This window comes from Massilia sp. BHUDP2 (assembly GCF_046236355.1).
GTDB lineage: Bacteria > Pseudomonadota > Gammaproteobacteria > Burkholderiales > Burkholderiaceae_D > Telluria > Telluria varians.
On record NZ_JBJUVW010000001.1, the window covers coordinates 1,975,348 to 1,994,291 of the forward strand.

Sequence of the window (18,944 nt, forward strand, 5' to 3'; positions counted from 1 at the left end):
GGAACAGCTCTTTACCTCCCTGGAGGAACGCATGGTCCTGGTCGACGCAGAACGCGCCGCCGCGGCCAACGAGGCCTTGCTCCAGACTTTTACCCAGTTACTTGCCGCACTAATCGGAGAGAGGCTGACCCAGCGACTGCTGGAATCCGCCACGGCCACTACGGACACGGCGCCGGGCCAGCAGAAGAATGCACAGGAGCAGAAATAAATGAGCGACAAAGTAAGCTTGGGAAAATTGGCCACCGGCGTGCCGGGCCTCGATGTACTCCTGGGCGGTGGGCTGAACGAGTTTTCCTTCAACCTGATCACCGGAGCGCCCGGCTGCGGCAAGACGACGCTGGCACACCAGATCATGTTCGCCCTCGCGAATCCCGAGCACCGCGCCCTGTTCTTCACCGTGCTGGGCGAGCCGCCGCTGAAGATGCTGCGCTACCAGCAGCAATATTCGTTCTTCGATACCGACAAGGTCAATACCTCGATCCGCTACGTCAACCTGGCCGCCGACCTGCGCGCAGGCGACTTCAGCGGCGTCCTTGAGCGCATCACCCAGGAGGTCGAGGATTTCGCGCCCAGCCTGGTGTTCGTGGATTCCTTCCGCTCCGTGATCCAGACCGGCAAGGGCGGCATCGAGGGCATGAGCGACCTGCAGTTCTTCGTCCAGGAACTCGGCACCCGCATGACCAGCTGGATGGCGACCACCTTCCTGATCGGCGAATACCAGCACAACGAGGTCGAAGCCAGCCCGATCACCACCGTCGCCGACGGCATGATCGCCATGAGCCAGCAGCACGATCGCAATGCCGTGGTGCGCAAGATCCGCATCGTCAAGATGCGCGGCCAGGCCCACATGTCGGGTTCGCATACTTTCCGGATCACCGATGACGGCGTGCGCATCTATCCGCGCCTGCTGCCGCCGCTGGCGGACGACCGCGAACCGGGCGTGCCGGTGGACCGCGAGCCGCGCCGCATCCCGACCGGCACGCCGGGCCTGGACGAGATGCTGCACGGCGGCCTGCCCCAGGGCCATTCGATGCTGGCGATCGGCCCGACCGGCTGCGGCAAGACCATCATGGGGTCGAAGTTCTTGCGCGCCGGCGTCGACTTGGGCGAGAAGGGCGTGATCATGTGCTTCGAGAAGGGCACGGCGCGCCTGCGCAACGCCGAACTTGCCGGCATGATCCAGTCCGGCCAGGTCGCCGTGGTGGAGAGCCGCCAGATCGACATGACGGCCGAGGAGTTTGAGGATGACCTGCTGGCCGCGATCGAGCGTACCGGTGCGCGCCGGGTCGTGATCGATTCGCTGTCGGAATTCAGCCTCTACCTGGCGCCGGAATGCCGGCGTGACCTGCGCGAGGGCGTGTTCCGTATCCTGAGCAGCCTGGCCAAGCGAGGCGTGTCCTCGCTGGTGACAGTAGGCCTGGACGACCGCTCGGTCGACATGAATTACGCGCGCGCCGACATGGCCTACCTGACCGACGCGATCGTGGCCATGCGCTACGCCGAAGAAGACGGGCACGTGAAACGCTTCATTTCCATTGTCAAGGTGCGGGGTTCCAGCCACAGCCACGATTTGCGCGAATACTGGATCACGGACGACGGGATCGAGATCGACCCGATCCCCGCGCAGGTCAACGGTGTGCTGTACGGGCGCGTCGGCGGCGTGAAGTCCGACGAATGAGACACCATCATGGGGACGTTTAATGAATCCAATGCCGGCTCTGAACAACGTTCCCTGATGGGCGATGACAATCCTTCCTTTGGCGGGCTGCTGCGCGAGCAGGAACTGCAGCAACGCATCGTCGCCCTCGAAGCCGAGCTCTCGCAGGCCCGCGTGCTGGCGCGCGAGCACGCCCGCCTCGAAGCCCAGGTCGAACAGCTGCGCGAAGCCAACGAGAACCTGGTCATGGCCACCGTCAGCGCCCAGTCGCTGCGCGACCTGGCCGAAGCCACCAACCGCCGCCAGACCGAATTCCTCGCCATGCTGGCGCACGAGCTGCGCAATCCGCTGGCGCCGCTGAGCATGGCGGCCAGCCTGATGGGAAGCGTCGGTGGATCCTCGCCGCAGCTGGCCCACGTCGCCGGCGTGGTCAGGCGCCAGGTCGACCACATGGCGCGCCTGCTCGACGACCTGCTCGACGCCGCGCGCATCAGCAGCGGCAAGATCACCCTGTCGGCGCGCCCGATGGCGTTGGCCGCCGCCCTCGACCAGGCGGTCGAAACGGTAGCGCCGCGCGTCCGCGAACGCGGCCAGCGCCTCGATGTCGAGCTGCCCGACGAGGTGCTCACCATCGACGGCGACCCGGTGCGCCTGACCCAGGTCTTCGCCAACCTGCTCGGCAATGCGTCCAAGTACACGGGCGACGGCGGCCACATCGTGCTGCGCGCCTGGCGCGCGGACGAGGAAGTGGTGGTCGCGGTAAGCGACAACGGTTCCGGGATCGCCCCCGAGATGCTGCCCCAGGTCTTCAACCTGTTCATTCAGGGGCCGCGTTCGCTGGCCCGCTCGGAGGGCGGCCTCGGTATCGGCCTGAACGTGGTGCGCAATCTGGTCGGCATGCATGGCGGAAGCGTCACGGCCGACAGCGCCGGCGAAGGGAAGGGCAGCACCTTCACGGTCCGCCTGCCGCTGTCCAGCGCGGCTGCGCCGGTGGTGGAGATGCCGGCCGGGCCGAGCGCCCCGGACGGCGCCTGCCGCATCCTGCTCATCGAAGACAACGTGGATGCCTGCGATACCCTGCGCACGCTGCTCGAACTGGCCGGCCATGAAGTCGCCGTCGCCTATGAGGGCCGCGCCGGCCTGGAGGCGGCGCAGGCACGCCGCTACGACATCCTGATCTGCGACATCGGCCTGCCGGGCATGGATGGCCTGGAGATCATGGCGCAGCTGCGCCGCGAACCGCCGCACGGGCGCGCCCCGTTTGCGATCGCCCTGTCCGGCTACGGCCAGGGCGAGGACCGCGAGCGTGCATTCGGCGCGGGTTTCGACCGCTACCTGGTCAAGCCGGCCGCCCCTGACGCCCTGCTCGAGCTGGTCGGTGAGGCGCGCGAGATTCGCGTGGCCTGAGCCCGCCTTAGCGGCCGAGCACGCGCGCCAGGCGCCCGACCGCTTCCTCGATGCGCTCCAGGCGCGTCGCGTACGAGAAGCGCACGTGCCTTGCGGGCGCGGCAAAACCGAAATCATCTCCCGGTACGATCGCCACATGCGCCTCGCGCAGCACCGACCAGGCAAAGGCGGTGCTGTCGCCGGCATGCGCATGCGGCAGGGCCGCGATGTCGGCATACATGTAGAAGGCGCCGTCCGGCATCACCGGTACCCCGAAGCCGAGCTCGCGCAGGGCAGGCACCAGGAAGTCGCGGCGGCGCTGGAATTCGCGCCGGCGCTCCTCGTAGATGGCGAGCGCTTCCTGGGTGAAGCAGGCCAGGGCGGCCTGCTGGGCCACGGTCGGCGCGCAGATGAACAGGTTCTGCGCCAGCTTTTCAAACGTCGCCACCAGGGCCTCCGGCACCACCAGCCAGCCGAGGCGCCAGCCGGTCATGCTGAAGTATTTCGAGAAGCTGTTGACGGTGATGACGTTCGGGTCGAAAGCGAGGGCGCTGACCGGCTTGTGGTCGTAGGACAGGCCCTGGTAGATCTCGTCGATGATGGCGAAGCCGCCGCGTGCACGGACGGCGGTGAGCATGCCGCGCAGCTGTTCCGGCGTCATCGAGGTGCCGGTCGGGTTCGAGGGCGAGGCAACCAGCACGCCGCGCGTGCGTTCGTTCCAGTGTCCTTCGACGTGGGCGGCACTCAGCTGGTAGCGCTCCTCGCTGCCTGCCGGCACCAGGACCGGCTTGCCGCCGAAGCTTGATACGAAATGGCGGTTGCAGGGATAGCAGGGGTCCGGCATCAGGACCTCATCGCCATCGGCCACCAGGGCGGCGCAGGCCAGCAGCAGGCCGGCGGAGGCGCCGGCGGTGACGACGATCCGGCGCGGGTCGATGTCGAGTCCGTGCAACGCGGCGTAATGGCCGGAGATCGCCTCGCGCAGCTCGCGCAGGCCGAGCGAATCGGTGTATTGGGTGACGCCACCCTTGATGGCTTCCATCGCCGCATGGGCGACGATGTCCGGGGCGGTGAAATCGGGCTCGCCGACGCTCATGCTGATAACGTCGATGCCGCTGCGCTTCATTTCGCCGGCGGCCTTGACCATTTCCATGACGCGGAAGGGTTCGATGGCGTTGACGCGCTGGGCGACCTGGAGGGCGCGCAGGGCCTGGGTGTCGGTGGGGGAAGTGGTAGACATGCCGGAATCCGTAAAATCTGATCCGGCATCTTACCGTAGGGTGGGCGGCTTTGCCGCCCACGCGGTCAAACCAGGCTAGATCAGCCAGTGCGAATCTTCATCCATCAACTATCACCGCGTGGGCGGGAGACCCGCCCACCCTACGACTTATTGGTGGGAATGATGCGCCGCCGTCAGCCTGCGCATCAGCGGCAGCGCCGCCAGCGCAATCAGCGTGCAGCCGATCGCCGCGATGCCCAGCTTGTTGAACAGCCCGGTGTAGACCGGCAGCGTCTGCAGCGGATCGGTCATGCCTTGCGGCACCGCGGCCAGGTTCGCCACCACGCCGCCCAGGTACTGCGAAATGCCGACGGCGACGAAGTAGGCGCCCATCATGAAGCCTCCCATGCGCGCCGGCACGTAGCGGGCGATCATGGCCAGGCCCAGGCCGCTCACCAGGAGCTCGCCCAGGGAGTACAGGCCGTAGCCGGCGATCATGATCCACGACGAGGTCAGGCCGTTCACGGCAAACGCGCCGGCCACGCCGTAGGTGAAGAAGCCGGCCGCCACGACGGCGAAGCCGAGCGCGAACTTGGCGGCGATCGACAGGTCCTTGCCGCTGTTGCCGGCGCGGGTGTAGAGCAGGGCCAGCACCGGGCTCAGGACCATGATCCAGATCGCGTTGAGCGCCTGGAACTGGGCCGGTGACCAGGTCCACAGGTGGGCGCCGAACACGGTGAACTCCAGGTCGACGTTACGCAGGGCGAACAGCGACAGCGAGGTCGACATCTGTTGGTAGAAGATGAAGAAGAACACGGTCTGCAAGGTCAATACCAGGGCCGCGATCAGGCCGGCGCGCTCGTTCGGCTGGCTGCTGCGGATCAGGTGGACGAAGATGCCGAGCACGACGAAGCCGGCCACGTACACGAAGGCGCGCGCCAGGTCGCGGTACTCAAGGATGACGGCCGAGGCGGCAACAGCCACCACGCCGCCCGCCAGCACCGCCAGCAGGCGGTTCACGCGCAGCGGCTCCGCGTCCGGCGGCGAGCCGATGTGGCCGATGGTCTTGCGCAGCAGGCCGACCGTCAACAGGCCGACCGTCAGGCCGACGCTGCACACTGCGAAGGCCACGTGCCAGCCCAGGTTGCCGCCATAGGCCGCGTTGACGTAGTCCTTGATCCAGGGCGTGGCCAGCATCGAGAAGGTCGAGCCGACGTTCACCGCCATGTAATAGATGGTGAAGGCGCTGTCGATCTTGGAATCGTCGCCCTCGTAGATCTTGCGCACCAGGTTGGCGGTATTGGGCTTGAACAGGCCGTTGCCGACCACGATCACGCCCAGCGCGGAAAAGGTCATCCAGGTGTTGGTGGTCGGCACCGCCATCAGGGCGTAGCCGAGGGTGAGGATGAGCGCGCCCAGGATCATGCAGCGGCGGGTGCCGAGCACCTTGTCGCCGATCCAGCCGCCGATGGCCGGGGCCACGTAGATCAGGGCGGCGGCCGCGCCCCAGACCAGGTTGGCGCGGCTGTCCTCGAAGCCGAGGCGCTGGACCATGAAATACACGATCAGCGCCTGCATGCCGTAGTAGCCGAAGCGCTCCCACAGTTCGATCAGCGCGATCGTGAGGAAGGAGCGGGTCTGGCTCACGGGGTGGGCCGCTTGTGGCGGCATGTCGTTCTTCATGTCTCTCCCTTGTAAGGACGGGCGGCGGAAATGCCGGCACGGATCGGGCGATGCTACGCCAGGCGCATGGAAGATGCAATCTTGACAGGCGTTGCTGCCGATGCGATAACATGGCGTTTTGCCTGGCTCAAACGAGCCGGCGTTATTCGCGCGAGGTATATGTATGAAGCGTCTTCCCGTCCTGTGGTGCGCCGCTGCGGCGCTGGCCTGGAGCGGCGTGGCGAGCGCTGCTCCCGCGGCGCCAGGCGGCGCGGCGCCGGCGGCGATGCCGGTGGCCGACCACCACCAGTATGTCTACAGCCCGGCGGCAGCGGCCTTCATGTCGGCCACCAGCGCCATGCATCCGGTGTCGGCGCAGGACCTGATCCCGCAGCTCGATGCGGCCGGCATCGAACGCGCCGCCGTGCTGTCGGTCGCCTATGTCTACGGACAGCCGGCGCGCTCGCTCGCGGAAGAGTATGCGCGGGTGCGCGCCGAGAACGACTGGGCCGCGCGCCAGGCCGCCGAATATCCCGAGCGCCTGGTGGCGCTGTGCAGCGTCGATCCGCTCAGGGACTATGCGCTGGCCGAACTGGCGCGCTGCGCCGCCAGCCCGGAGTTCGGGCGCGGCATCAAGCTGCAGCCGGCTTCAGGCGACGCCCTGCTGGACGACCCGCAGCAGGTCGAGCGTTTGCGTCGCGTGTTCCGCTCGGCCAATGCGCGCGGCATGGCGATCGTCCTGCAGCTGCAAGAGACCGGTGTGCGCGAGGCGCGCCTGCTGCTCGAGCAACTGTTGCCGCATGCGCCCGACGTTCCGGTCCAGGTGGCGTACACGGGCGACAAACCCGGCGCGCGCGACGCTTCCGCGCAGCTGGCCGCGCTGGCGGTGCTGGCCGATGCCGCCGCGCGCCGGGATCCGCGCATGCGCCACGTCTGGGTGGACGTCACGGCCTTCGCCCGCCCCGGCCTGTCGGCCGCCGACGCGCGCCGCCTGGTGCGGCGCCTGCGCCAGGTCGGCATGGAGCGGGTGCTGTACGGCTCCGACACCGAGATCGGCATGGACGTGCGCCCGCGCGATGCCTGGGCGGCCTTCCGCAGCCTGCCGCTCACCGATGCCGAAGCAGCGCGGGTGGCGAACAACGTGATGTCCTACCTGCGCTAGGCTTTTCGCCGTCTTGTGTGCGCGCCCTGACCGAAGGACGTGCCTGCTTCCCCAACACTGGCCGCACACGCAAAAGCGGCTTGTGCCGCCACGGGGAAGGAAACGGATGACTCAGGTAGCGGTGATCGGAGGAGTGATGCCGTGCACGATGGAGGGCGCGACGAAGTCCGGCTACATCGCGGCCGAGCAGAGGCTCGAGGAACGCGGTATTCGGGCCCGTTTCGCGATCGAAGCACGCATGTACGACGACCTCGCGGGGCTGGTGCGCGCCACGGTACCGCGGCGCAGCATTCCCTGATTCTGGTCGGCCCGTCTGTACTTTAGTTACATTGCCACTTTGTTAGCTGGCGAATTTCTGTCATGCTCTCGGCTGCAACCAACGACAACAACCGAGACCCCATGACGAAAACCACGATCGCCCGGCTTCTCCTGTGCCTGATGGCCAGCCCCCTCGCTTATGCTCAGAATGCCGAGCGCCAGCTGCAAGGCCATACCCTCAACCAGAACACGCTGGAGCTGGCCACCAGTGACGGCCGCTACCTGATCAAGCCCTATTCGGCCCATGTAGTCGAGACTACATTTATCCCGAAGGGCCAGCAGCACGACCCGGCCTCGCATGCGGTGGTGCTGCCGCCCGCCGGGATCCAGGCCAGCCTCAAGGCCGAAGCGAACCGGATCGAATTCGCCACCCCGGGCATCACGGTCGTGGTCGACCGCAAGCCCTTCCGCATCAGCTACCTGTACCAGGGCAAGCCGCTGGTGGCGGAGAAGGGCGGTTACGCCAAGGGCGACAAGTTCGAGACCATCGAGTTCGCACTGGACGACGGCGAGGCCCTGTATGGCGCCGGCGCGCGGGCGGTCGGCATGAACCGCCGCGGCAACCGCTTCCAGCTGTACAACAAGGCCGACTACGGCTACGGCAAGACCTCACAACTGCTCAACTACACGATCCCGGTCGCGCTGTCCTCGAAAAAGTATGCAATCCACTTCGACAACCCGCAGGTCGGCTTCCTCGACTTCGACAGCCGCAAGGACGGCACGCTGCGCTACGAAGTGATCGGCGGGCGCAAGACCTACCAGGTGGTGGCCGGCGACAGCTGGGCGGACGTCATGGCCAACTATACGAGCCTGACCGGACGCCAGCCGCTGCCGCCGCGCTGGGCCTTCGGCAACTTCGCGAGCCGCTTCGGCTACAAGAGCGAGGCCGAGACCCGCGCCGTGGTCGACCGTTTCGCGGCCGAGAAGATCCCGCTCGACGCCGTCGTGCTCGACCTGTACTGGTTCGGCAAGGAGGTCAAGGGCACGATGGGCAACCTGGCCTGGGACCGCGACACCTTCCCGACCGCCGAGAAGATGATGGCCGATTTTAAGCAGAAGGGTGTCAGGACCATCGTCATCACCGAGCCTTTCGTGCTGACGACCTCGTCGCGCTGGCAGGAAGCGGTGCAGCACAAGGTGCTGGCGCTTGATTCCGCCGGCAAGCCGGCCACCTACGACTTCTACTTCGGGAACACCGGCCTGGTCGACCTGTACACCCAGCAGGGTCGCGACTGGTTCTGGAACATCTACAAGGAGCTCAAGAACGGCGGCGTGGGCGGCTGGTGGGGCGACCTGGGCGAGCCGGAGGTGCATCCGTCCTGGGTGCGGCACGGCGGCGGAAAGACGGCCGACCAGGTCCACAACGTCTACGGACACGACTGGGCGCGCCTGATCGCGGAGGGCTACCAGAAGGACTTCCCCAACGAGCGCCCCTTCATCCTGATGCGCGCCGGCTACTCGGGCTCGCAGCGCTTCGGCATGATCCCGTGGTCGGGCGACGTCAGCCGCGGCTGGGGCGGCCTGCAATCGCAGATGGAGATCTCGCTCCAGATGGGCATGCAGGGCCTGGGCTACATGCACTCGGACCTGGGCGGATTTGCGGGTCCCGTGCTGGACGACGAACTGTACGTGCGCTGGCTGCAGTACGGCGTGTTCCAGCCGATCTTCCGCCCGCACGCGCAGTCCGAGGTGGCGCCGGAGCCGGTCTTCCGCTCCGAGCGCACCAAGGTGCTGGCGCGCGAAGCGGTCTGGCTGCGCTACGCGATGCTGCCGTATAACTACACGCTCGGTTTCGAGAACAGCCAGACCGGCATGCCCTTGATGCGCCCGGTGCTGTTCGAGGAAGACGAGGCGACCACGATGTCCTCGACCTACCTGTGGGGCCGGGACTTCCTGGTGGCGCCGATCGTGGAGCCGGGCGCGACCCGCAAGGAAGTCCACTTCCCGGTCAAGGACAGTGTCTGGTTCGATTTCCACACCGGCGAGAAGCACCGGGGCGGCATCACCGAGGTGGTCAAGCCCGAAGAGGCGCACATCCCGGTGTACGTCCGCGCCGGCGCCTTCATCCCGATGGCGAAGGTGGTGCAGACCACGCGCGACTACTCGACGCGCCACATCGACCTGCACTACTACCATGACGCCAGCGTCGCCAGCGGCGAGGGCAAGATGTACGACGACGACGGCGAAACAGCCGACGCCTACGCCAAGGGCAAGTACGAGATCGTGCGCTTTGCCAGCAGCTATGCGAACGGCAAGCTCGAGATCGGCCTGCAGACCGAAACCGGCAAGGCGCTGCTGCCTGCCGAGCGCGGTTTCGCGCTCAAGGTGCACAACGTGGAGAAGAAGCCGCGTGCTGTGACGGTGGACGGTCGTGCCGTGGCCTTCACCTGGAACAGCCGCCACAAGCTGCTGGAAGTGCCGCTGGCGGCGCGCAAGCAGCCGGCAAGCAAGGTGGCGATTACGCTGTAAGCGCTAGCGTGGATCGGATCGCCGGACTGTGCTCAACGCGCCACGATCAGGCGCAGGCCCAGGCCCACGAAAATGGCCCCGGCAATCCGATCCAGCCACATCCCGGCGCGCGGCGTGCGGTTCAGCCATTGTCCGATCGCGCCGGAAAAGTAGCCCAGCAGCCCGAACAGCACGGCCGCCTGCGCGGTAAAGATCAGTCCCAGCCAGGCGATCTGCCAGTTCGCATCCCCGCGCGAAGCCACCACGAACTGCGGTAAAAAGGAGAGGAAGAACAGCACCACCTTCGGGTTGATCGCATTGGCCAGCAGTCCCTTGAAGAACAGCTGGCGCGCCGACTCGTCCGGGACGCTTCCCGCTACTTGCGCCGCGCCGCGGCTGCGCAATGCCCCGATGCCCATCCAGATCAGGTACAGCCCACCGGCGATCTTGAGCGCCGTGAAGGCGATGGGCGAGGCCGCGATCAGGGCGCTCACGCCGATCACCGCCAGCAGCGTGTGGTTCAGGCAGCCGAGCGCGCAGCCCAGGCCGAAGGCGATGCCGCGCGCGCGTCCCTTGGCGATGCCGGCGCCCAGCACCATCATGTTGTCGGGGCCAGGCGAGAGCGTGATCAGGATGGCGGCGGTGAGGAAGCCGAAGAATTGTTCGGGCGTGAGCATGGTGGAACGGGCTGGTCATGAAACGGACCAGCATGTTACCCCAAACTTTGCAACTCGATAACGCTCAAGCCTTTGGCTGCACCACCGCATCCATGTCCAGCTCGACCCAGGTCGGCGCGTGGTCGCTGGGCTTTTCTTTCGCACGCTGGAACTTGTCGACCCCTGCGGCGCGCAGCGCCGGCGCCAGGGCAGGGCTGAGCAGCAGGTGGTCGATGCGGATGCCGGCATCGCGCCCGAAGGCATTGCGGAAGTAATCCCAGAAGGTGTAGATCACCTGGTCCGGGTACAGCGCGCGCAGCGAGTCGGTCCAGCCCTGCGACATCAGGCGTTCGAAGGCGGCGCGCGATTCGGGGCGAAACAGGGCGTCGTCCACCCAGCGCTCCGGCTTATAGACGTCGAGCTCGGTCGGGATCACGTTGAAGTCGCCGCACATCACGACCGGCACCTTGGCTTCGAGCAGCTCGGCGCCGCGCGCGATCAGCCGCTCGAACCAGGCCAGCTTGTAGTCGAACTTGGGGCCGGGCGCCGGATTCCCGTTCGGCAGGTACAGGCCGCAGACGACCAGGCCCTGGTAGACCGCCTCGATGTAGCGGCTCTGCTCGTCCGTCGGGTCGCCCGGCAGGCCGCGCTGCAGCTCCTGGGCCGGGCCGTCGCGGGTCAGGATGGCGACGCCGTTCCAGCTCTTCTGGCCGTGCCAGATCGCGTGGTAGCCGGCCTCAAGGATCGCCGCCTCCGGGAATTTCTCCTGCGGCGCCTTCAGCTCCTGCAGGCAGACCACGTCCGGGCGGCGTTCTTCGAGGTACTCGAGCAGGGCGCTCAGACGGGCGCCAATTCCATTCACGTTGTAGGTCACGACCAGCATCTTGCCTCCGTAGCATTCTTCATTCCTTGCCACTCTAGCATGCCGGAGCATCAACATGGACGACTGAAGATTTCTCGGTGCTTATAGTCGAGAACGCATTTTCTTATGGCTAATTGATCGTTCGGCCATGCAAGATCATGCTCTATACTGCTGTGATCGAAATTTTTTGCAGTTGGAGAAGAACATGTTCACCCGCCGTCACATCCTCATTGGCGCAGTCGCCCTGTCCGCCACCATGTTTGCGTCCGCCGCGCAGGCCGACCAGCTCGCGGACATCAAGAAGAAAGGCGAGATCGTGTTCGGCGTGCTGGGCACCGACGAGCCGAACAGCTTCATCGACCCCAAGACCCGCCAGCTGGTGGGTTACGAGATCGACATCGCCACCGCGGTCGCGAAGAAGATCGGCGTCACGCCCAGGTTCAAGCAGATGTCGGTGTCGGCCCGCATCCCCGAGCTGCAGCAGGGCCACGTCGACGTGCTGGCCGCCACGCTCACCCACAACAAGGAACGCGAATCGCAGGTGGACTTCGCGCTGACCCACTTCGTGACCGGCTCGAAGGTCATGGTGCGCGCGGGTAGCGGCATCACCGCGCTGCCCCAGCTGGCCGGCAAGAAGGTCGTCACGGTGCGCGGCGGCACCCAGGAAACCAATATCCGCAAGGCCGTGCCGAACGTGGAGGTGGTCACCTTCGAGAACACCCAGCAGGCCTTCCAGGCCCTGCGCCAGGGCAAGGGCGTTGCCTACGTCAACGACGAGTCCTCGCTGCTGGCCGATTACGGCAAGCTGGGCGCGGCCGCCAAGGGCTTCACCATCCTGCCGACCAGCATCGGCGTCGAGTCGATCGCGCTCGGCCTGCGCAAGGGCGAGAAGAACCTGAAGGCGGTGGTCGACGAGACCCTGCGCGGCCTGGAAGCGAGCGGCGAAGCCGAGAAGCTGTTCAACAAGTGGTACGGCCCGGGCACCCGCCCCAACATCGCCAAGCGCAGCTTCAAGATCAGCACCGACAAGATCTAAGTCCGAGCCTTGCAGTTTTTCGACCCCAGCATCCTGCAATCCGGCCAGTACCACGACTGGCTGGTGCAGGGTCTCATCCTGTCGCTCCAGCTGACGGCAGCCAGTTTCGTGATTGCCCTGCCGTTCGGCGCCATCCTCGCCGTGATGCGCACCTCCGGCTTCGCGTTGGCGAGCGCAATCGCTTCGACAGTTATCGAAGCGATCCGCAACGTGCCGCTGCTGGCGCACCTGCTGTTCTGGTATTTCGCCTTCCCCGAGCTGCTGCCCGAGGGGGCGCGCGAGTTCCTGTACGCGCACAACCCGGAAGCCGTGTGCGTCGTGATCGCGCTGTCGCTGTACAGCGGGGTGCACATGGCCGAAGACATCCGCAGCGGCATCCGCGCCGTGCCGCCCAGCCAGCTGGAAGCCGCCCGTTCGCTGGGCCTGGGCCGCTTTGCCAGCGTGCGCCTGGTGTTGCTGCCGCAGGCCTTCCGCGCCGCGACCCCGCCGCTGCTGTCGCAGACCGTCAACCTGTGGAAGGACACCAGCGTGGCCACCGTCATCGGCGCCGCCGAACTGATGTACCAGGCCGCGCGCGTGGAAACCAGCAGCTTCCGCAGCCTGGAAGCCTTCAGCTTCGCGACCCTGGCCTACCTGAGCGTGTCGCTCCTGATTTCCTTCGCCGCCTGGCTGTTCCAGCGGCGCTACCCGGTCCGTCCGGCATGAGGCGCCCGTGCTGAACGCAATGATTGAACTCATCGACACCTACTGGCTGTACTTCCTGGTCGGCCAGTATCCGGAAGGCCCGCTGGGCGGCCTGGCGCTGACCGTGCTGCTGTCGCTTGGCGCGCTGCTGCTGGCGATGCCGCTCGGCCTGCTGCTGGGCGTGGCGCGCGTGAGCAGCCAGCGCGCGATCCGCTGGCCGACCGCCGCGCTGGTGCAGCTGGTGCGCGCCGTGCCGCTGCTGCTGGTGGTGTTCTGGGTTTACTTCTTCCTGCCGGCCGTCACCGGCGTCAAGACCGGACAGGCGACCACCATGCTGATGGTGCTGGTGCTGTTCGACGGCATCTACCTGGCCGAGATCGTCGCAAGCGGCATTCGCGCGCTGCCGAAAGGCCAGCTGGAAAGCGCCCGTTCGTTGGGCCTGTCCTACCCGCAGGCGCTGCGTCTGGTGGTGCTGCCGCAGACCTTGCGCAACGGCCTGCCCTCGATCGTCAGCCAGCTGGTCTCGACCATCAAGGCGACCTCGCTCGGCTACATCATCGGCCTGTCGGAAGTGTCCTTCATCGCCACCCAAGTGAATACCCTGGTGTTCACGCAGGCGGTCGAGGTCTACCTGATCCTGGCGCTGACCTATTTCATCCTCTGTTTCGGCCTGTCCCGCCTGGCCTTCCTGCTCGAGCGCCGCTTGTCCAGCAAGCGTGCCGTTCAGCTTCAATAAAAAGGGTGTGAACGATGATCGTTCTCGATAAAGTCAACAAGTGGTACGGCGATTACCATGCACTTCGCGATGTCAGCGAACGCGTGGAGAAGAACGAAGTCGTGGTCGTGTGCGGTCCTTCCGGTTCCGGCAAGTCGACCCTGATCCGCACGCTCAACCGGCTGGAAGAAATCGATGGCGGCAGCATCGCGATCGATGGCCGCGACATCCATGCCAAGGGGCTCGACGTCAATTCTCTCCGCACCGGCATCGGCTTCGTATTCCAGCACTTCAATTTGTTCCCGCACCTGACGGTGCTGGAGAACTGCACGCTGGCGCCGGTCAACCTCAAACGATCCACGCCGAAGGAAGCACGCGAATACGCGATGCAACTGCTGGAGCAGGTCGGCCTGGCGCACAAGCGTGACGCCTACCCGAACGCGCTCTCGGGCGGCCAGCAGCAGCGCGTGGCGATCGCCCGCGCGCTGGCAATGCGCCCGCCGATCATGCTGTTCGACGAACCGACCAGCGCGCTCGATCCGGAGATGGTGGGCGAGGTGCTGGGGGTGATGCGTTCGCTGGCGGGGCAGGGCATGACCATGGTGTGCGTGACCCACGAGATGGGCTTCGCGCGCGAGGTCGCGGACCGGGTCATCTTCATGAGCGAAGGGCAGATCCTCGAGCGCGCCAAACCGGAAGACTTCTTCACCCATCCGCAGCACCCGCGCGCGCAGCAGTTCCTGGCGGACCGCCGGCGCGCCTGAGCGGCCTTATTCCGTCGGCGCTTCGGGCGGATACAGGATCTGGGTTCCGCTGACCCGGGCGAAAGGCGTGAGCGTATGCGGCTTGGTCTTGCCCTTGTTGATGATGTGCTCGGCCGGCACGCCGCGCACCGCCAGCGCGTCCGCCACCATCGAGCGGTGGCAGCGCCAGGGCACGGCCTCGGCGCACATCAGCGCGCAGCGTGTCGACTGCGCCATGCGCGCCACGATGTCGACGTGCTCGTTGAATTCCGGCGACTGCATGTGGTCCGCATAGCCGCGAAACGAGGCATTGCGCCAGGCGCCATTCGGTGTGTCCTTGCGCGCCTTGCGCAGGCCGCCCAGTTCGCGGATGTATTCGTAGCCGATGCCCGCCTTGGCCAGCGAATCCGGCAACTGGTCCTGCCCGAACTGCGGGTTGTGGCGCGACTTCGGCACGGTCCTGATGTCGAGCACACGCTCGATGCCGTGCTCGCGCAGCAAGCCGATGAATTCCTCGATCGGGCGGTTCGAGTGGCCGATCGTGTAGACCGCTTCCATGCCTGAGTCCTCCTCGACTGTGTCGCGGCCATTGTCGCCCGCCGGCCCGTTTTGCGGCGCGCAACTGCGGATGTGATAGCGTTATGCCGGTTCGACAACGACAACGAGGAGACCGGGATGATTTACGAAGGAAGCTGCCACTGCGGGCAGGTGGCATTCGAAGCGGAAGGGGAAATCGATGGCGCCCTGGCCTGCAACTGCTCGATCTGCAGGCGCAAGGGTTCGCTGCTATGGTTTATCGCGCGCGACAAGCTGCGCCTCAAGACGCCGGAAGAGGCGGCCAGCACCTACACCTTCAACCAGCACGTGATCAAGCACCGCTTCTGCCCGAACTGCGGTATCCATCCGTACGGGGAAGGCGTCGATCCGAAGGGGAATGCGATGGCCGCGGTCAATCTACGCTGCGTCGACAATCTCGATCTGGACAGCGTCCCGATCCACCACTACGATGGCCGCTCGCACTGACGGCGGCATCAATCTCAGAACTGCTCGTCGGGGCGCAGGTAACGCCACTGCCCCGGCGGCAGATCGCCCAGCTTGACCTTACCGATGCGCACGCGTTTCAGGCCGAGCACCTTCAAGCCCACCATGTCGCACATACGGCGGATCTGGCGCTTGCGGCCTTCCTTCAAGGTAAAGCTGAGCTGGTCCTCGTTCTGCCAGCGCACCTTGGCCGGCAGCAGCGGCTTGCCGTCCATCCACAGGCCGTGGTTGAGCTTTTTCAGGTCGGCGTCCGGCAGCGTGCCCGGCTTGGTGTACTGCACCCGCACCAGGTATTCCTTGTCGACAGCGCTGTTCTCGCCAATGAGCTGCTTGGCGATGCGGCCATCCTGGGTCAGCACCAGGAGGCCTACCGAGTCGATGTCCAGGCGCCCGGCCGGAACCAGGCTGCGCAGCTGGGTCGGGTGGAACTGTTCGGGCGAAGGGTCGTCCGGCCAGCGGTTCTCCGGCTTGATCAGGGTGACGGCCGGCTTGTAGCCGTCCTCGGCCTGGCCGCTGACGTAGCCGACCGGCTTGTTGATCAGGACCGTGACGCGCTTGGACTGCTCGGCCGCGGCCTGGCGCTCGACGGTGATCTTCTGGTGCGGCAGCACCTTGCTGCCCAGCTCGGAGACGACCTTGCCGTCTACCCGCACCCAGCCTTTGGCGATCCAGTCATCGGCTTCGCGGCGCGAGGACAGGCCGAGTTCGGACATACGTTTGGAAAGGCGGACAGGTTCGGTCATCGGAAAAACAAGGAAAAAGAAGGTTAAATCTTGAGGGCGTCGAGCAGGTCGGTCTCGAGCTGCACCTGGCTGCGCGGGTTGTTGAGCGCGGCGCCGTCGATCAGGAACACGTCCTCGACACGCTCGCCCAGGGTCATGATCTTGGCGGTGTGCAGGTTGATGCGGTAGCGCGTCAGCACGCTGGCGATCGCGTACAGCAGGCCCGGGCGGTCGTTGGCGGCCACCGACAGCACATGGAACTGGCCACGCTCGTCGGGTCGAAGGTCGACGGTCGGCGTGACCGGGAACGTGCGCGACAGGCGCGACAGGCGCCCGCGCGTCGGCGGCGGCAGGGCTTCCTGGGCCAGCAGCTGCGCGCACAGCTCGTGCTCGATCAGGCTGATGATGTCGCGGTAGCTGCCGGCGAAGTTGTCCTCGGTGACGAGGAAGGAGTCGAGCGCGTAGCCGTGGCGCGTGGTGTGGATCTTGGCGTCGAGGATGCTGAAGTTCTTGCGGTCGAAGTAGCTGCAGATGCGCGCGAACAGGTCCGGCTGGTCCTTCACGTACACCGCCACCTGCAGGCCTTCGCCGATCGGCGCCAGGCGCGCCTTCACCACAGGCTTGTCGCTGTCGACCTTGTCGTGCAGGGCGCGCGTCTGCCAGGCGATGTCGGAGGCATCGTGGCGCAGGAAATAGACCACGTCGAGCTGCTTCCACAGGGGCTCGTGGGCGGTGGCGGACAGGCCGAACAGGCGCAGGGTGGCCAGCGCCTCTTTCTGGCGCGCGCGCAGTTCGCGGTCGGCGCTGTGCGGCTCGCCACCCAGCACGCGCAGGGTCACCTTGTACAGGTCCTCTAACAGCTTGGCCTTCCAGGCATTCCAGACTTTCGGGCTGGTGCCGCGGATGTCGGCGACCGTGAGCAGGTAGAGCGCGGTCAGGTGGCGTTCGTCCTTCACCAGGTTGGCGAAGGCTTGGATCACGTCCGGGTCCGACAGGTCCTGCTTCTGGGCCGCCGTCGACATGGTCAGGTGCTGCTGCACCAGGAACACCACCAGTTCGGTATCTTCTTCGCCGATGCCGTGGCCGCGGCAGAAGTCGGCCGCGTCCTGCATGCCCAGCTCCGAATGGTCGCCGCCGCGGCCCTTGGCGATGTCGTGGAACAGGGCGGCCACGTAGAGCAGCCAGCGGTCGCGGAAATTGGCGATCAGCCCGCTGCAGAACGGGTATTCGTGGGCGTGCTCGGGCATCGTGAAGCGGCGCAGGTTGCGCACCACCATCATGATGTGCTGGTCCACCGTGTAGACGTGGAACAGGTCGTGCTGCATCTGGCCGATGATGCTGCGGAAGGCCGGCAGGTAGCGTCCCAGCACGCCCATGTCGTTCATGCGCCGCAGCGCGTGCAGCAGGCCCACCGGGGCCTTCAGGATGCGCAGGAACAGGGCCTTGTTGGCCGGATTCGCGCGGAACTCAGCGTCGATCACGTTCCGCGCATGCCACAGGGCGCGGATGGTGCGCGCCGTCATGCCCTTGATGTCGGGCCGTTCGGTCATGGCCACGAACACGCCCAGCACGGTCGAGGGATGGCGCTCGAAGGTGTCGTCGTGGGCGATGTCGATGAAGCCGTTGACCTCGTTGAAGTGCGCCCCGAAGTCGCCGCCGATGGGCAGCTTCGCCGCCGGACGCGGGAACAGCTGCGCCTCGATGTTCTGCAGCATGATGGTGTTCATCTGGGTGACCACCTTGGCCGCCCAGTAATAGCGCTGCATCAGGAATTCGCTGGCACGGCGTCCTTCGGCATTCTCCAGGCCGAAGGTCTTGGCGATCGCGGTCTGGACGTCGAACACCAGCCGGTCTTCGCGCCGCTTGGTGTGCAGGTGCAGGCGCACCCGGATGTCCTTGAAGGCGTACTCCTTTTCCATCAGCTGGCGCGCCTCGGCGCGGGTGATCAGCTTGGCGCGCGCCATCTGGCTCCAGGATTCGGCCAGGCCGGCCGCCTTGGCCACCCACATGATCACCTGCAGGTCGCGCAGCGCGCCCGGGCTTTCCTTGACGTTGGGCTCGAGGGCGAAGGCGGTGTACTCGTACTTGGCGTGGCGCAGCCGCATCTCGGCGGTCTTGGCCTGGAAGAAGGCTTGCGGGTCGAGGGCCTCGCGGTAGCGCCGGCGCAGCTCGTCGAACAGGAGTTCGTCGCCGGCCACCAGGCGCGCTTCCAGCAGGCTGGTCTGCACCGTGATGTCGGCGCGCGACTCGACCAGGCACTCGTCCACGGTGCGGATGCTGTGACCGATTTCCAGGCCCAGGTCCCAGAACAGCTGCACCAGGCTTTCCAGCTTGGCCTGGGTGAGGGCGTCGGCCGGCTGGCCCAGCAGGACCAGCAGGTCGACGTCGGAATAGGGGAAGAGTTCGCCGCGGCCGTAGCCGCCCACGCCCACCAGCGCCGTATTGGCGGGCAGGCCGGCCGCGCGCCAGGCATCGAGCAGGATGCCGTCGACGCAATTGCGCAGTCCGCGCAGCAGCTTTTCCGGCTTGCCGTCCTGGTAGAAGGCGTCGATCAGGGCCTGGCGCTCGGCCTTGAGCCGTTGCCGCAATTCGGCACGCGAACTGTCGAGGAGCGCGGGCTGGCCCATGTCGAT

Annotated in this window: 18 protein-coding genes; 11 read left to right on the forward strand and 7 right to left on the reverse strand. The window is 66.3% G+C overall.

From position 1 onward, the window contains the following. Positions 1 to 31: 31 nt before the first annotated feature. From ACK6C6_RS08990 to ACK6C6_RS09000, 3 genes are read left to right on the forward strand one after another with little or no spacing between them, the layout of a single operon-like run. Positions 32 to 208, forward strand: a complete 177-nt coding sequence (locus ACK6C6_RS08990) for a hypothetical protein (protein ID WP_409266981.1) — start codon at positions 32 to 34, stop codon at positions 206 to 208. Then, a complete protein-coding gene (locus ACK6C6_RS08995; protein ID WP_409266983.1) occupies positions 209 to 1,678 on the forward strand; it encodes an RAD55 family ATPase in 1,470 nt (489 codons plus the stop codon). It abuts the gene before it with no gap. Positions 1,679 to 1,735: 57 nt separating this feature from the next. Next, positions 1,736 to 3,064: an ATP-binding protein gene (locus ACK6C6_RS09000; RefSeq protein WP_409266984.1), complete on the forward strand. Its 1,329-nt coding sequence runs from the start codon at positions 1,736 to 1,738 to the stop codon at positions 3,062 to 3,064. Positions 3,065 to 3,071: 7 nt separating this feature from the next. On the opposite strand, the gene ACK6C6_RS09005 is transcribed toward ACK6C6_RS09000, so the two are convergent. Together ACK6C6_RS09005 and ACK6C6_RS09010 are read right to left on the reverse strand one after the other, a co-directional pair. Next, the gene (locus ACK6C6_RS09005; protein ID WP_409266986.1) at positions 3,072 to 4,283 is read right to left on the reverse strand and encodes a pyridoxal phosphate-dependent aminotransferase; all 1,212 of its coding nucleotides are present in this window, start codon (positions 4,281 to 4,283) and stop codon (positions 3,072 to 3,074) included. A gap of 147 nt (positions 4,284 to 4,430) precedes the next feature. After that, entirely contained in the window at positions 4,431 to 5,945 is a 1,515-nt protein-coding gene (locus tag ACK6C6_RS09010; RefSeq protein ID WP_409266987.1) for a peptide MFS transporter, read from the reverse strand. A 163-nt stretch (positions 5,946 to 6,108) separates the two neighbouring features. Here ACK6C6_RS09010 and ACK6C6_RS09015 point away from each other — a divergent pair, with 163 nt between their 5' ends. From ACK6C6_RS09015 to ACK6C6_RS09025, 3 genes are all read left to right on the forward strand, one after another. Further along, entirely contained in the window at positions 6,109 to 7,086 is a 978-nt protein-coding gene (locus ACK6C6_RS09015; protein WP_409266988.1) for an amidohydrolase family protein, read from the forward strand. Between the two features lie 106 nt (positions 7,087 to 7,192). Next, a complete protein-coding gene (locus tag ACK6C6_RS09020) occupies positions 7,193 to 7,384 on the forward strand; it encodes a hypothetical protein (protein WP_409266990.1) in 192 nt (63 codons plus the stop codon). A 101-nt stretch (positions 7,385 to 7,485) separates the two neighbouring features. After that, entirely contained in the window at positions 7,486 to 9,873 is a 2,388-nt protein-coding gene (locus ACK6C6_RS09025) for a TIM-barrel domain-containing protein (protein ID WP_409266992.1), read from the forward strand. Between the two features lie 32 nt (positions 9,874 to 9,905). Here ACK6C6_RS09025 and ACK6C6_RS09030 read toward each other — a convergent pair whose 3' ends face one another. Both ACK6C6_RS09030 and xth read right to left on the reverse strand, forming a co-directional pair. Then, the gene (locus ACK6C6_RS09030) at positions 9,906 to 10,529 is read right to left on the reverse strand and encodes a LysE family translocator (RefSeq protein ID WP_409266993.1); all 624 of its coding nucleotides are present in this window, start codon (positions 10,527 to 10,529) and stop codon (positions 9,906 to 9,908) included. A gap of 64 nt (positions 10,530 to 10,593) precedes the next feature. After that, complete coding sequence (gene xth / locus ACK6C6_RS09035; protein ID WP_409266995.1) at positions 10,594 to 11,391, reverse strand: exodeoxyribonuclease III; 798 nt, start codon at positions 11,389 to 11,391, stop codon at positions 10,594 to 10,596. 184 nt (positions 11,392 to 11,575) lie between these two features. On the opposite strand from xth, the gene ACK6C6_RS09040 reads away from it, so the two are divergent. Genes ACK6C6_RS09040 through ACK6C6_RS09055 form a run of 4 tightly spaced genes read left to right on the forward strand, consistent with a single transcriptional unit; the run spans position 11,576 to position 14,569 of the window. Beyond that, entirely contained in the window at positions 11,576 to 12,406 is an 831-nt protein-coding gene (locus ACK6C6_RS09040) for an ABC transporter substrate-binding protein (RefSeq protein WP_027865318.1), read from the forward strand. 9 nt (positions 12,407 to 12,415) lie between these two features. Continuing rightward, on the forward strand, positions 12,416 to 13,111 hold the full coding sequence (locus ACK6C6_RS09045) for an amino acid ABC transporter permease (protein ID WP_409266997.1): 696 nt from the start codon (positions 12,416 to 12,418) through the stop codon (positions 13,109 to 13,111). A gap of 19 nt (positions 13,112 to 13,130) precedes the next feature. Continuing rightward, complete coding sequence (locus ACK6C6_RS09050) at positions 13,131 to 13,826, forward strand: amino acid ABC transporter permease (RefSeq protein ID WP_209586367.1); 696 nt, start codon at positions 13,131 to 13,133, stop codon at positions 13,824 to 13,826. A 14-nt stretch (positions 13,827 to 13,840) separates the two neighbouring features. Beyond that, the gene (locus ACK6C6_RS09055; RefSeq protein ID WP_409266999.1) at positions 13,841 to 14,569 is read left to right on the forward strand and encodes an amino acid ABC transporter ATP-binding protein; all 729 of its coding nucleotides are present in this window, start codon (positions 13,841 to 13,843) and stop codon (positions 14,567 to 14,569) included. A gap of 6 nt (positions 14,570 to 14,575) precedes the next feature. Here ACK6C6_RS09055 and ACK6C6_RS09060 read toward each other — a convergent pair whose 3' ends face one another. Continuing rightward, entirely contained in the window at positions 14,576 to 15,106 is a 531-nt protein-coding gene (locus tag ACK6C6_RS09060; protein ID WP_036206987.1) for a DUF488 family protein, read from the reverse strand. 117 nt (positions 15,107 to 15,223) lie between these two features. On the opposite strand from ACK6C6_RS09060, the gene ACK6C6_RS09065 reads away from it, so the two are divergent. After that, the gene (locus ACK6C6_RS09065; RefSeq protein WP_409267001.1) at positions 15,224 to 15,571 is read left to right on the forward strand and encodes a GFA family protein; all 348 of its coding nucleotides are present in this window, start codon (positions 15,224 to 15,226) and stop codon (positions 15,569 to 15,571) included. A 14-nt stretch (positions 15,572 to 15,585) separates the two neighbouring features. On the opposite strand, the gene ACK6C6_RS09070 is transcribed toward ACK6C6_RS09065, so the two are convergent. Further along, on the reverse strand, positions 15,586 to 16,332 hold the full coding sequence (locus ACK6C6_RS09070) for a pseudouridine synthase (protein WP_409267002.1): 747 nt from the start codon (positions 16,330 to 16,332) through the stop codon (positions 15,586 to 15,588). 23 nt (positions 16,333 to 16,355) lie between these two features. Further along, on the reverse strand, positions 16,356 to 18,938 hold the full coding sequence (locus ACK6C6_RS09075) for a [protein-PII] uridylyltransferase (protein ID WP_409267004.1): 2,583 nt from the start codon (positions 18,936 to 18,938) through the stop codon (positions 16,356 to 16,358). Positions 18,939 to 18,944 lie beyond the last annotated feature (6 nt).